The organism is Pseudomonas sp. GW822-FHT06D10 (assembly GCF_058799535.1).
The window spans coordinates 151,776-165,654 of record NZ_JBXALN010000011.1; the positions used below are offsets into that span (position 1 = coordinate 151,776).

11 protein-coding genes are annotated in these 13,879 nt (G+C 59.9%); 5 read left to right on the forward strand and 6 right to left on the reverse strand.

Features of this window, described 5'->3' with window-relative positions; all coding sequences use genetic code 11:
• Window positions 1–49: 49 nt before the first annotated feature.
• The 4 genes from AC1RL5_RS29380 to AC1RL5_RS29395 form a co-directional block, all read right to left on the reverse strand.
• The gene (locus AC1RL5_RS29380) at window positions 50–799 is read right to left on the reverse strand and encodes a fimbrial biogenesis chaperone (RefSeq protein WP_093409324.1); all 750 of its coding nucleotides are present in this window, start codon (window positions 797–799) and stop codon (window positions 50–52) included.
• Window positions 800–871: 72 nt separating this feature from the next.
• Entirely contained in the window at window positions 872–1,453 is a 582-nt protein-coding gene (locus AC1RL5_RS29385; RefSeq protein ID WP_072452718.1) for a fimbrial protein, read from the reverse strand.
• 271 nt (window positions 1,454–1,724) lie between these two features.
• Window positions 1,725–1,979, reverse strand: a complete 255-nt coding sequence (locus tag AC1RL5_RS29390) for a hypothetical protein (RefSeq protein ID WP_072452720.1) — start codon at window positions 1,977–1,979, stop codon at window positions 1,725–1,727.
• 5 nt (window positions 1,980–1,984) lie between these two features.
• Window positions 1,985–5,158 carry a hybrid sensor histidine kinase/response regulator gene (locus tag AC1RL5_RS29395; protein WP_492590004.1) on the reverse strand — a complete coding sequence of 1,058 codons (3,174 nt, stop codon included), beginning with the start codon at window positions 5,156–5,158 and terminating at the stop codon, window positions 1,985–1,987.
• A 618-nt stretch (window positions 5,159–5,776) separates the two neighbouring features.
• Between AC1RL5_RS29395 and AC1RL5_RS29400 the strand changes: the two genes are divergently transcribed.
• The 4 genes from AC1RL5_RS29400 to AC1RL5_RS29415 all read left to right on the forward strand — a co-directional run bounded on the left by AC1RL5_RS29400 (window position 5,777) and on the right by AC1RL5_RS29415 (window position 10,542).
• Window positions 5,777–6,259: a MarR family winged helix-turn-helix transcriptional regulator gene (locus AC1RL5_RS29400; RefSeq protein WP_011062206.1), complete on the forward strand. Its 483-nt coding sequence runs from the start codon at window positions 5,777–5,779 to the stop codon at window positions 6,257–6,259.
• A complete protein-coding gene (locus AC1RL5_RS29405; protein WP_053159455.1) occupies window positions 6,249–7,718 on the forward strand; it encodes an efflux transporter outer membrane subunit in 1,470 nt (489 codons plus the stop codon). The genes AC1RL5_RS29400 and AC1RL5_RS29405 overlap by 11 nt, the downstream gene beginning before the upstream one ends.
• A 14-nt stretch (window positions 7,719–7,732) precedes the next feature.
• Window positions 7,733–8,935 carry an HlyD family secretion protein gene (locus tag AC1RL5_RS29410; protein WP_011062204.1) on the forward strand — a complete coding sequence of 401 codons (1,203 nt, stop codon included), beginning with the start codon at window positions 7,733–7,735 and terminating at the stop codon, window positions 8,933–8,935.
• A 77-nt stretch (window positions 8,936–9,012) separates the two neighbouring features.
• Window positions 9,013–10,542, forward strand: a complete 1,530-nt coding sequence (locus AC1RL5_RS29415; protein ID WP_072452724.1) for a DHA2 family efflux MFS transporter permease subunit — start codon at window positions 9,013–9,015, stop codon at window positions 10,540–10,542.
• Between the two features lie 97 nt (window positions 10,543–10,639).
• Here AC1RL5_RS29415 and AC1RL5_RS29420 read toward each other — a convergent pair whose 3' ends face one another.
• Both AC1RL5_RS29420 and AC1RL5_RS29425 read right to left on the reverse strand, forming a co-directional pair.
• The gene (locus AC1RL5_RS29420) at window positions 10,640–11,392 is read right to left on the reverse strand and encodes a UDP-2,3-diacylglucosamine diphosphatase (protein WP_053152695.1); all 753 of its coding nucleotides are present in this window, start codon (window positions 11,390–11,392) and stop codon (window positions 10,640–10,642) included.
• Window positions 11,389–11,892, reverse strand: a complete 504-nt coding sequence (locus AC1RL5_RS29425) for a peptidylprolyl isomerase (protein ID WP_011062201.1) — start codon at window positions 11,890–11,892, stop codon at window positions 11,389–11,391. Before AC1RL5_RS29425 ends, AC1RL5_RS29420 begins: the two co-directional genes overlap by 4 nt.
• A gap of 270 nt (window positions 11,893–12,162) precedes the next feature.
• Here AC1RL5_RS29425 and AC1RL5_RS29430 point away from each other — a divergent pair, with 270 nt between their 5' ends.
• Window positions 12,163–13,863: a glutamine--tRNA ligase/YqeY domain fusion protein gene (locus AC1RL5_RS29430; RefSeq protein WP_072452726.1), complete on the forward strand. Its 1,701-nt coding sequence runs from the start codon at window positions 12,163–12,165 to the stop codon at window positions 13,861–13,863.
• The last annotated feature ends 16 nt before the right edge of the window (window positions 13,864–13,879 follow it).

Genomic DNA, 13,879 nt, shown 5'->3' on the forward strand with positions numbered 1-13,879 from the left:
GAGCGAAGAGAAATACAGTGGAAGTGCAGCCGTCATAGCGGCACGTAAGTTATGGGGTTTGTTTATTTAAACTGGCTTGGGTGTCAGCACTGTTGGAAAGTTGCGCGCCATAACGATCTTGTGCGCCATAGTCATTAATACTGCTGAATGAAAGGCGAGCTGTATTGGGGGTGTGAAGTTGTTTAAGAGGGAAGCTTTTTTGTTCGCCGGGGGCAATCATCATCGAATCGAAGGGGTGTTCACTGATGGTGCCGGATTGAAGTGTGATATCTGCAATCGACACGTGATACCGGCCTGGGTTATTCACCACCAACAAGCTCTTGCCGGCTTGTTCTGTCAGGCGCCAGGTCAGTTCGCTCGGTGCCAGATAGGCGTTGTTTTTCAGGCCTGCCGGGCGGAAGAACACCTTGATGCGCTGGCGCACGGCCAGTTGCAACGTGTTCTCGGATTTCGCCGCTTTAGGGATCTCTTGCACATTGAGCCACACCACCGACTCGCGGTCGGTCGGCATGCCCGCGCCTTCGTAGATCACCCGCAATATTTGCTGTTCGTCGCCGCTGACGCGCACCAGGGGCGGCGTCACAGCAAAGGGTACGGCTGCGGTTTCGCTGGAGTCGGTGTCGATCCACGACTGGATCAACACATCTTCACCGCTGTTACGCACGGTGATTCCGGCCTCCTTGTGCTGGCCGTCGAAAATCAGACGGGTGCTGCTCAAGGAAATTCCGGCCACGGCCTGATTGACCGCGAACAGGCCCAGCAGGCCTGCACAAAAGGACAGTGAGTGACGATAAAACATGAGGGCTACCGCGCAAGTGAATGAGGATGCAGGGCCGAAAGGCCCCGCACCAGGCTTGTATGTTCGCGCGGATTATTCGTATTGCAGCGTGAACGGTAGGGTGGCGTCGCCACGACCGGCAACAGCCAGTTTCGGATCGACGGTGGTTACGTAGGCTGCGGAGAATTTGAGGGTTGCGTTGCTGTCTTGCAGAGTGTTTTCGATTTTTGCGGCGCTCGGCGAGCTGAGGTCGATCACGGCGCCATTGGAGTCAAGCAGCGCAATGCCGATACCTTTCGCAGCCCCCAGGCCATCGATCAGGCGCAGCACCTTGGTGCCGGGTTCAATGCCCGAACCTGCGCCCTTGGTTGGTTCGAAGATCATCGCGACCTTGGTTCCAGCGTTGCAGTTGATCTTCATGTCGAAGTTCTCGGCGCTCAGGGTGCCGTTGCCTTTAGGTGCAGTGGCGGTGCCCATGTCCTTGATCGAAACTTCGCCCATGGCGACTGAAATGGTCTTGTTGTTTCCGGCGCCTTCGACCGAACAGGCATCGTTGTTGATGGTACCGGTGAAGTTGATAGTGCCGCTGCCAGCCTTGACGGGGTCGTCTGCCAGGGCGTTGCCAGTGGCGGCAATGATTGAAAGGGCGAGAAGTGCGCGAGTTAGCTTTTTCATGTTGTTTCCCAATGGTTAGGTTTAAAACAACAACACGATATAACGCGAATTTTTGGTGGTACATCAGACGATTCCTAGAAGTTGATTGCAGCTGGAATGTAGTTGTCTGTTAGTTTGAATTGGTTCTTGTTATGTATGGCAATTCAAATTTTTATAGTTGCTGTTGATCTCAAGTTTTCTCGTGGCGAACATCTTTTGAATGCTTGTTATCTTTGCGCTCTTAAGTCAGTCGTCGCTAACTCCCACTCCCGGAACAAATAAATGCACTATTTTATTTTCCTTTAGCAATAGGTGAGTAAAGCGCTCGGCGCTGGTGCGCACCGGCTTGTCCGAGCTCTTGCAGACGCGTCAGGCTCAGTTGATTGGAAATTATCGTCAGCACCAGCACGTTGGGGAATTGCCGCGTCAGGTATGCCATCAGTGCGAAAGCATTGGCCACGCTCAACCCGCTCTCGTACCCCACCGGGACGATGGGGTGGTCATCGGCAATGGCAACCCTGAGGGTTTCATTGCTGATCATCCGCATTGAAATTATTCAAGGGTGTCCAGCAGGTCTTTCAATCGAGCCAGATTCTGGCGCACTTCCAGGTCCAGGGTGCGGGTCACGCTCATGCCGTTCAAGCGGCACTCCAGCTCGACGAAGGTTGTGGCCAGTGCCTCGAGCTGTACCGCACCCAATGCACCGGCCATGCTATGCAGCTGTTGCGCCACGCGATGGGCATCGGCGTTGTCCAGTGCCGTCAGCGTGGTCTGCATGTCCTGGCGCAGCGTCGTGACAAAGAGTTCGCGCATGTCCGGTGACAGCTTTAGAGGCGCTACGCTGGTCGCCGGCAGGGTGATTTTGCAATGTCTTTCCAGGTGCGCGCGCAGGGTGGCAAGGTTCAGTGGCTTGACCATCCAGGCGTTCATGCCGACGCCAGCGCAGCGCTCGCCTTCTTCGCGCAAGGCGTTGGCGGTGACGCCGATAATCGGCAAGGCCTGATCCAGTTGTCGTAACGCCGTGGTCAATTGGTAGCCGTTCATGACCGGCATGTTGACGTCGGTCAGCAGCAGGTCGAAGCGTCCGGGCGACCACTGCGCCAGGGCCAGCTCGCCATTGGCCGCGACGACCACCGAGCAGCCCAGCACTTCCAGTTGCTCCTTGATGATCGCCGAGTTGATTACATTGTCTTCCGCCACCAGCACTTGCAGATTCAACTGCCGAGGCTTTTCCGGCGACGAAGGTTGGCTGTCGGTGCTGGCGCCATGCTGGACCTGATATATCGCCCAGGCGATCGCGCGGACATCATGGGCGTCGACTTCTCGGTCGGTACCGCGCAATTGCGAAGGGTTGGGGCCATCCGCCCTGGCGACGACCCTCGGACCGGGCCAGGCCGCGGTATTGGCCGGCGAGCAAAGCTCTACCAGCAGTGCCGATGACACCGGTGTACCGGCCGTCAGTGGGCGGCAGTCGAGGCCGAAACGCTTGAGCCAGGCCATCAGGTGTTGTGCCTGTTCAGTGACCTGCGCGCGTACATAGACGGTGGCGCTGCCGGGGCCGAACACAGGGCAAGCGGCCAGGTCACCGAGTGCGTGGTCCAGCGAGAGTTGAAGGATGAAACTGCTGCCGAGCCCAGGCTCGCTGACCACGTTCAACTGGCCCGCCATCAATTCGCACAGCCATTTGCAAATGGCCAGCCCCAATCCGGCACCGGCCTGTTCAGTGGCATCGTTGACCTGATAGAAAGGGTCGAACAGTTGCTGTTGTTGCGTCTGGGCAATCCCCCTTCCAGAATCGCTGACCTGCCACTGGACATGGGCGCGATCGTTGTCGCTTGCCAATAGTTGAGCCCGCAATACGATGCGACCGCTATCGGTGAACTTGATGGCGTTGCTCAGCAGGTTGTTGAGGATCTGGCGAATCCGTATCGGGTCGCCGCGCAACCGATCCGGCAGCGCCGGGTCGATGCAGGCATAGAGCAGCAGGCCCTTGGATCGGGCGAAGGCACTGTAGGTGCGCACGGTGTCTTCGGTCAGTTGCAGCGGACAGAAATCCTGAAATTCGAGGGTCATCTGTCCACCTTCGATTTTCGACACATCCAGTACATCGCTGATCAGTTGGAACAACGTGGCGGAGGAGCGCTGGATGGTGTGCAGGTAATCCTGCTGGCGCGGGGCGAGCGAGGTCAGGCCAAGCAGCTCCAGAGTTCCCAGGACGCCGTACAAGGGAGTACGGATCTCGTGGCTCATGGTGGCGAGGAAACGGCTCTTGGCCTGGTTTGCCGAGTCGGCGGCCTGGCGCGCCTCTTCCAGCGCCGCCGCATCTTCGACATGCCGGGTCACGTCATGCAACGCACATAACCAGGCGTCCTGGCCCTGATAGCGGGTGGGCACAAAGGCGACGTGCAGGTGGCGTCCATTGATTTCAAGATCGGCATGACCGGGGCCCGTGAGGGGCGTGAGCAAGCTCATCAGTTGGCCGTTGTCGTGCCATTGCTGGGCGCGCTGGTTTTCCAGCAGGACGTGGTGATCTCTGCGGCGGATCACGCACAGGCCGGTCGGCGCCGTGTCGATCACCGTGCGGCTGAACGCCTCGCTTTCGGCGATGCTGGCGTGCGCCCTCTGCGCGGGCAGGATGACCCGGGCCTGGTACCAGCGATTGACCGCCCGACTGCAACCGAGCAGCGCAAGCACCAGAGCAACCAGGCACAGCAATGGCCACAGCGCGTAATCGAGGAAACTGCGCAGGCTGATGACGTAGATCGCCGTCCAGTGTTGCTCCCCGGGGCTGCTCAGTTTGAATACCAGGCCGTCGCGGTTGAAGTTCACCCCTTCATCCAGCACCTGGCCGGGTTTCAGAGCACCGGTCAATACCACGCCACGGGGGGTGATCAAGGTGAAGTCATCGTAGATCGACCACTGCATCAACCGCTCGATGTTGTTGACCTGGGACAGGTTCATCAGTGAGCCCAGTACCACCCAGGTATCGGCACCCTCGACGGTCAATGCGGTTTTAGCCAGGTTGATACTCACGTAAGCCAGCAGGGTGGGGGCGCTCTTGTCGTCATTGAAAGAGACATAGGGTTCCCAGTGCACCTGCAGATCTGGCAATGGCAAGTCCTGCCCGCGCAGGCGCTTGTTCAAGCGGGTCATCGCATCAATCAGGTCGCCCATCTGCATCGGTAGCTGCCCGGTACCGCGCAAACGCCCGGCGGAGGGTACGGCCAGATCAAAATTGTCGGGGCCATTGATCAGGACGACTTGGGGCGACTGATAGTGTGAGGCCGACCAGAACGCGCTGTAATAGGCCGCCAGATGGGTACCCAGCGCAAAGATTTTCGGGTATTGGCTGGGGGCAATCCTGTCCGTATTGATCTTCAAGCTATAGGGCAGCGAAAACGGCAGGCCGCGGCCCTCGTAAATGTTCGGCCCTTCATCGGGTAGGTTTTTTTGTGAGTAGGGCGGCAACATGGCATTGGGCAGCCGTTCGCCTTTGACGCTTTCCCGGGCGATATCCTGCAGGAACACTTCCTGTTCGTGGACATTCTCCATCAGCCGGGCGAAGTGAAATTGCAAGGTTTCGCGCCGCTCTTCGATCATGCGCGTCACCCCTACATAGCTGATGCCCAGCAACAGCAGCACCAGGGCACCGAGCACCAGCAGGCTCTTGTTCAGGCGCGAGGAACTGCTGGCGAGTTTCTCCAGAAAGGCATTGGGATGTGGCATTAGAGGACCTGGGCAGCAGTGATGGGAGAGCCGTTGGACGCAGTGATCTCGATGGCAAGTGACGGGTATCAACACCCGCTTGCCAATCCGTACGCGTTTGCCGGCCCGTCATGGGACAGCAACTGCCGGAATTGATCCGAAGACATGGCGTGAAAGATCAGGAAACCCTGAGTCTGAGTGCAGTCGATTTTATGCAACAGATCAAGTTCTTGCGCGGTCTCCAAGCTTCCCGCCATCACCGTTAGACCCGACGGGTGACCGAGCCGAGCAATGCAGGTCGGCGCCTACGCCAGTCCTCGTTGGCGTTGCAGTCGTGCACCTGTATGCGCTCCATCTTCAATTCGCTGAAGGAGGGTGATACCGGGGGCACGTGCGAGCCATAGCCTTTGTCGAAGTCATCGTGGAATAGGCCAACCCCGATGATTCACAGGCAGCAGGCAGAGGGATGGAAACGACCCGTCGCCAGCAGGTTGGCGATGACGCTCGCCTGTTCAACATAAAGACCCAGTCCATTGGTCAACTAATTACAAAGCAACCTAACTATTGCGTTGACATTCGCTGCCTAGGCAGTAACATCTCGACATATATTCACTGCCTAGGCAGTTATTAGGTGAGCACATGAAGCATTTCACCCCGGACGAATTCAAAACCTGCCATCTCGGCCTGTTGCTGGGCCGCGCCGCATTGCTCAAGGACCGGATCATCGACACCCACATGGAACCCCACGGCATCACTGCCGCGCAGTTCAAAGTGTTGATCATCATGGCCCAGTTCGGCGTCGATACCCCGGCCGAGCTGTGCCGGCACCTGTCGCTGGACAGCGGTTCGATGACACGCATGCTCGATCGTCTGGAGCAGAAGGGCTTCCTGGCTCGCCAACGCAGCGAAGGTGATCGCCGCCAAGTGCAACTGACCCTGACCGAACAGGGCCAGCAGTTGACCGATCGGCTGCCGCAGATCGGCGCCGACGCGATGAATGAACTGGCTGGCGCGATCTCCCCGGACGAGTTGAAGACCCTGGAATACATCCTCAAGAAAATCCTGCTGGCCGCCGGTGACCCGATCACCATCCAGCGCTTAGGTGAACACAATGAGCAGTAAAACCTTGCGCAGCAGCCTGACGCTGGTGCTGTCGGCGATGATCCTTGCCGGATGCGCCAATTACAGCGGCCTCGATACCCAAGGCAAAAATCTCGACGCGAAAAGCCTGAAGGCCGGCCAATCCCTCAACGGTGTGACCCTGTCGCCTGCGGCATGGCCGAAAAGCGACTGGTGGACCAGCCTTGGCGATCCACAGCTCGACGGTCTGATCCGCGAAGCCCTGCGCGACAGCCCGGACATGCAGATCGCCGCCGCCCGTGCCCATCAGGCCAGCGCCGCCGCGTATGCCGCCGATGCCGAACGCTATCCGACCCTCGACGCCAGCGCCGGCATCAGCCGTTCGCGCCTGGCCAAGGATCAGGATCCGCTGGGGCAGGGCGATGCCTACGCCACCGTGCGTAACATCAGCGCCGGCTTCAATTACAACTTCGACCTGTGGGGCGGCCAGCGTGATGCCTGGGAAGCCGCACTCGGCCAGGCCCGTGCTGCTGAAGTCGACCGTCAGGCCGCGCAATTGACCCTCGCCGCCGATGTGGCCCGGGCCTACAGCGATCTGGGGCAGGCGCACATCGTCTATGACCTGGCCAGCGACGACCTCAAGCGCACCAGGCAAATGCTCGATCTGAGCCAGCGTCGCTTGAGCGCCGGGATCGACAGCCAGTACCAGTTCCAGCAAACCCAGAGTCTGGAAGCCAGTTCCGAAGCCAGCCTGATCGACGCCGAAAAACGTCTGAGCAGTGCGAAAATCGCCCTGGCCGTGCTGCTCGGCAAAGGCCCGGATCGCGGCAGTGAAATCGCCCGGCCCAAAGTATTGCAAGCCAGCGCCGTGGCAGTACCCTCGGTTCTTCCGGCAGAGCTGCTTGGCCGTCGCCCGGACCTGGTCGCCGCCCGCTGGCGTGTAGAGGCCGCGAGCAAAGACATCGATTCGGCGAAAACCCGCTTCTATCCCAACCTGAACCTTACGGCGTCCGCCGGTGCCGAATCCTTGTTGGGTGACGCAATGTTTGGTTCGGCCAGTCGTTTCTTCAGCATCGCCCCGACCATTTCGCTACCCATCTTCGATGGCGGGCGCCTGCGCGCCAACCTCGATTCGCGTGACGCCGATTACGATCTGGCGGTGGCGCAGTACAACAAAAGCCTGGTGAAAGCGCTGGGTGATGTCAGCGACACGATCAACCAGTTGCGTGACATCGGCCGGCAAATCGGCGCGCAACAGCACGCCACCGACATTGCTCAGGATTCCTATAACACCGTGGTCCAGCGTTACGGTTCCGGCATCGGCAACTACCTGGACGTACTCAGCATCGAGCAGCAACTGCTGCAGGCCCAACGTCAGTTGGCCAACCTCAATGCCGAGCAGATCGATCTGTCGATTCAACTGATGCAAGCGCTGGGCGGGGGCTTTCAGGGCGAGACCCTGAGCGCAGCCAACGCCATCCCAGCCACGCCGCACAACTAATTCAGGTATTTGTCATGGCCACTGCCGAAAACACCCAAGCTCAAGACAACTCGCAAGACACCGGCAATCCGCGCAAGCGCAAAGTGATGCTGCTGGTGCTGGCCATCGTTGTAGCCCTCACCGGTGCCGGTGTCTGGGCTTATCACGAATTCATCGGGCGCTGGAATGAGAGTACCGATGACGCCTACGTCAACGGCAACGTCGTTGAAATCACTCCGCTGGTGACCGGTACCGTGGTCAGCATCGGCGCCGACGATGGTGACCTGGTCCACGAAGGTCAGGTGCTGATCAACTTCGACCCTAACGATGCCGAAGTCGGTCTGCAAAGTGCCCAGGCGAAACTGGCGCGTACCGTGCGTCAGGTTCGCGGCCTGTACAGCAATGTCGACGGCATGAAAGCCCAGGTCAACGCGCAACAGGCTGAAGTGCAGAAGGCTCAGGACAACTTCAACCGCCGGAAAAACCTTGCCGCTGGCGGCGCGATTTCCCAGGAAGAACTGTCCCACGCCCGCGACGACCTGACCTCGGCGCAAAACGCCCTGGCCAACGCCAAGCAGCAGTTGAAAACCACCAGTGCGCTGGTCGATGACACCGTGGTCTCGTCGCACCCGGACGTGATGTCGGCGGCTGCGGATCTGCGCCAGGCCTACCTGACCAATGCGCGCAGCACCCTGATCGCGCCGGTCACCGGTTACGTTGCCAAACGCACCGTGCAGCTCGGCCAGCGAGTGCAACCGGGTACGGCGTTGATGGCGGTGATCCCGCTGGATCAACTGTGGATCGATGCCAACTTCAAGGAAACCCAACTGCGTGACATGCGCATCGGCCAGCCCGTGGACATCGAGTCCGACATCTACGGCAGCAGCGTGAAATACAGTGGCACCGTCGACAGCCTCGGCGCCGGCACCGGCAGCGCGTTTGCTCTGTTGCCCGCGCAGAACGCCACCGGCAACTGGATCAAGATCGTGCAGCGTGTGCCGGTGCGGATTCACATCAATGCCGAAGAGCTGGCCAAGCACCCACTGCGGGTTGGGCTGTCGACCAATGTTGAAGTGAACCTGCATGACCAGAGCGGCCCGGTACTGGCGCAGCAACCGCAGCAAAAGGCCTCGTTCAGCACCAACGTCTACGACCGGCAGTTGGCCGAAGCCGATGCGATGATCGCTCAGCTGATCCATGACAACAGCGCTGTGGTCAGCAAAACCGCGCAACGCTGATTCGCCACTGACCCTGTGGGTGCGAGCATGCTCGCCCCACAGGGGCGCAGCGCCACCCCGGTTTCAAAGGATTCGCGATGAGCAATAACGCTTCTTTCACGCCGCCCAGCCTGTTGCTCAGCACCATCGGCCTGTCGCTGGCGACCTTCATGCAGGTGCTCGACACCACCATCGCCAACGTGGCGTTGCCGACCATTTCCGGCAACCTTGGTGTGAGTTCGGAGCAGGGCACGTGGGTGATTACCTCGTTCGCCGTGAGCAATGCGATTGCGTTGCCGCTGACCGGCTGGCTCAGCCGGCGCTTTGGCGAGGTAAAACTGTTTCTCTGGGCGACGATGCTGTTTGTGCTGGCCTCGTTTCTCTGCGGCATCTCGACCTCGATGCCTGAGCTGATCGGCTTTCGTGTGCTGCAAGGCCTGGTGGCCGGGCCGTTGTACCCGATGACGCAAACCCTGTTGATCGCCGTTTATCCACCCGCCAGGCGCGGCATGGCTCTGGCATTGCTGGCAATGGTCACGGTGGTGGCGCCGATTGCTGGTCCCATTCTTGGTGGCTGGATCACCGACAGTTACAGCTGGCCGTGGATTTTCTTCATCAACGTTCCGATCGGCATTTTTGCGGTGATGGTGGTGCGTTCGCAGCTGTCCAAGCGCCCGGTGGTCACCAGCCGTCAGCCGATGGACTACGTCGGGCTGATTTCACTGGTCATTGGCGTCGGCGCGTTGCAGGTGATCCTCGACAAGGGCAATGACCTGGACTGGTTCGAGTCGAACTTCATCATCATTGGTGCGGCGATTTCGGTGATCGCGCTGGCGGTGTTCATCATCTGGGAAATGACCGACCAACATCCGGTGGTCAACCTGCGGCTGTTCGCGCACCGCAACTTCCGCATTGGCACGATAGTGCTGGTGCTGGGCTACGCCGGGTTCTTCGGTATTAACCTGATCCTGCCGCAATGGTTGCAGACCCAGATGGGCTACACCGCGACATGGGCAGGGCTGGCGGTGGCACCGATCGGCATCCTGCCGGTGCTGTTGTCACCCTTTGTCGGCAAGTACGCGAACAAGTTCGACCTGCGCCTGCTGGCCGGGCTGGCATTCCTGGCCATTGGCCTGAGCTGCTTCATGCGTGCCGGTTTCACCAATGAGGTGGACTTCCAGCACATCGCTCTGGTGCAACTGTTCATGGGCATCGGCGTGGCGCTGTTCTTCATGCCGACCCTGAGCATCCTGATGTCCGACCTGCCACCGCACCAGATCGCCGACGGCGCTGGCCTGGCGACCTTCCTGCGGACTCTGGGGGGCAGTTTTGCGGCGTCGCTGACTACCTGGATCTGGATTCGCCGGGCAGACCAGCATCACGCTTACATGAGCGAAAGCATGAGCATCTTCGACCCGGTCACCCGGGATGCGCTGAACAATCTCGGAGGCGCGAGCACCAAGGCTTACGCGCAACTGGATCAAGTCCTGACCAGCCAGGCATACATGCTCTCGACCGTGGACTATTTCACCTTGCTGGGCTGGGGCTTCATGGGCCTGATTCTGCTGGTCTGGCTGGCCAAGCCGCCGTTCGCTGCCAAGGCCGGCCCAGCCGCGGCGGGGCATTGATGCCTTTCGTCGCAGGCTCTGGCGTCCGAAAGGGCCATGCAAGGCTTGCTGGCCCCTTCGCCGACAAGCCGGCTCCTACGGTAGCGAGGGCGTCCGTTCAGGGCGAACCGGGCAGCGCCAGTTGCGTCGGTACGAAATCGAACGCCGTCAGTTGGAAACCCTGTTCATCCACCTGCAGCGCCCAGCCCTGACGGTCCCAGTCCCCCAGCACAATGCGCTTGGCGGCTTGTTCGCCGATCTGCAGCTTGTGGATCGCCGGGCGATGGGTGTGGCCGTGAACCAGGGTGCGCACCCCGTGTTCCTGCATGACCTGCGGTACCTGGTCCGGGGTCACATCGACAATGTCGTTGGCCTTCATGCGGGTCTGGGCCCGGCTTTCGTTGCGCAGTTTGCGCGCCAGCTTGCGCCGGGTGCCCAGGGGCAGGTGGCGCAGAATCCACAGGCTCAGCGGGTTGCGCAGGTAGCGGCGCATACGCATGTAGGCTTCGTCACGGGTGCACAGGCTGTCACCGTGCATCAGCAATACCGGCTCGCCGTAGAAGTCGACGACGCTGGGATCCTTGAGCAGGGTGGCACCGGCCGCCTTGCAGAAGGCCTTGCCGAGCATGAAGTCGCGATTGCCATGCATCAGGAAGATCTGCGTGCCACTGTCGCTGAGCTCGCGCAATGCCTGGCAAATGGAAAGCTGGTAGGGGGTCATGGCATCGTCGCCGATCCATACCTCGAAAAAGTCCCCGAGGATGTACAGCGCCTCGGCGGCGCGGGCGCGCCCACCGAGTAATTCCAGAAACGCCCGGGTGATGTCCGGGCGCTCCTCTTCCAGATGCAGATCTGAAATCAGCAGTATCACTCAATGATCTCGGCTTTCTCGATGATCACGTCGTCTGCGGGTACGTCCTGGTGGCCGGACTTCATGGTGGTGGCCACGCCCTTGATCTTGTCGACCACCTCGGTGCCGGCGATCACTTTGCCGAATACGGCGTAGCCCCAGCCCTGCACGGTCTTGCCGCTGTGGTTGAGGAAGCTGTTGTCGGCAACGTTGATGAAGAACTGCGCGGAAGCCGAATGCGGCTCCATGGTGCGGGCCATGGCAACGGTGTACTTGTCGTTGGAAAGGCCGTTGTCAGCTTCGTTCTGGATGCTTGGACGCTTGTCTTTCTTTTCTTTCATGCCAGGTTCGAAGCCGCCGCCCTGGATCATGAAGTTACCGATGACGCGGTGAAAAACGGTGTTTTCATAGTGACCGGCTTTCACGTATTCGACGAAGTTGGCCACGGTCAACGGGGCTTTCTCGGCGTTCAGTTCCAGCACGATCTCGCCGTGGTTGGTGGTCAGTTTGACTTGGGTCATGGTCGGTACTCTTTATAAGGAGAAGCGTTTTCAAGAAAATCCTGGGTATCGGGACGCGTGGGCAGCCCGGACCGGTTTGGCCATCTTGCAGCCAAGGAGCGCAGTTTAGCGTGACAGCCACGAATTTCGAGGCTGTTTTTTCACCGGCCTGCCATTAATAGCCGCAGTTTTAAAGCTGCGCTCTGTCAGGCACTTGACAGCATCGGCTATGATATCCGTTTTGATTTGTCAGGCCGCACCCGGCCACGCACTTGTACGTTCAAGGATCCTATGAGCAAGCCCACTGTCGACCCTACCTCGAATTCCAAGACTGGACCGGCCGTACCGGTCAACTTCCTGCGCCCGATCATCCAGGCGGACCTGGACTCGGGTAAGCACACACAGATCGTGACCCGCTTCCCTCCGGAGCCCAATGGTTACCTGCACATCGGTCACGCCAAGTCGATCTGCGTGAACTTCGGTCTGGCCCAGGAATTCGGTGGCGTCACGCACCTGCGTTTCGACGACACCAACCCGGCCAAGGAAGATCAGGAATACATCGACGCCATTGAAAGCGACGTCAAGTGGCTGGGTTTTGAGTGGTCCGGCGAAGTGCGTTATGCCTCGCAGTACTTCGACCAGTTGCACGACTGGGCCGTGGAACTGATCAAGGCGGGCAAGGCCTATGTCTGCGACCTGACCCCTGAGCAGGCCAAGGAATACCGCGGCAGCCTCACCGAGCCAGGCAAGAACAGCCCGTTCCGCGATCGCTCGGTGGAAGAGAACCTGGACTGGTTCGCCCGCATGCGCGCCGGCGAGTTCCCGGACGGCGCCCGCGTGCTGCGGGCCAAGATCGACATGGCCTCGCCGAACATGAACCTGCGCGACCCGATCATGTATCGCATTCGCCACGCCCATCACCATCAGACTGGTGATAAGTGGTGCATCTACCCCAACTACGACTTCACCCACGGCCAGTCGGACGCCATCGAAGGTATCACCCACTCGATCTGCACCCTGGAGTTCGAAAGCCACCGTCCGCTGTACGAGTGGTTCCTTGAGCACCTGCCGGTGCCCGCGCACCCGCGCCAGTATGAGTTCAGCCGCCTGAACCTGAACTACACCATCACCAGCAAGCGCAAGCTCAAGCAACTGGTGGAGGAGAAGCACGTCAATGGCTGGGACGACCCGCGCATGTCGACCCTGTCGGGCTTTCGTCGTCGTGGCTACACCCCGGCTTCGATCCGCAACTTCTGCGAGATGGTTGGCACCAACCGCTCCGACGGCGTGGTCGACTACGGCATGCTGGAATTCAGCATCCGTCAGGACCTCGACGCGAATGCCCCGCGTGCCATGTGCGTGCTGCGTCCGTTGAAAGTCGTGATCACCAACTACCCGGAAGGCCAGGTCGAGAACCTCGAACTGCCGCGTCATCCGCAGAAAGAAGAGCTGGGCGTGCGCCAGCTGCCGTTCGCCCGTGAAATCTACATCGACCGTGACGACTTCATGGAAGAGCCGCCCAAAGGCTACAAGCGTCTGGAGCCTAACGGCGAAGTGCGCCTGCGTGGCAGCTACGTGATCCGTGCCGATGAAGCGATCAAGGACGCCGAGGGCAATATCGTCGAGCTGCGTTGCTCCTACGATCCGGACACCCTGGGCAAGAACCCTGAAGGCCGCAAGGTCAAGGGCGTGATCCACTGGGTGCCGGCTGCCGCCAGCGTCGAGTGCGAAGTGCGTCTGTACGATCGTCTGTTCCGTTCTCCGAACCCGGAGAAGGCCGAGGACAGCGCGAGTTTCCTGGACAACATCAACCCTGACTCCCTGCAAGTGCTCACTGGTTGTCGTGCCGAACCCTCGCTGGGCAACGCACAGCCGGAAGACCGTTTCCAGTTCGAGCGCGAAGGCTACTTCTGCGCGGATATCAAGGACTCGAAACCAGGCGCTCCGGTATTCAACCGTACTGTGACCCTGCGCGACTCCTGGGGTCAGTGATTCAGTCAAGGAACTA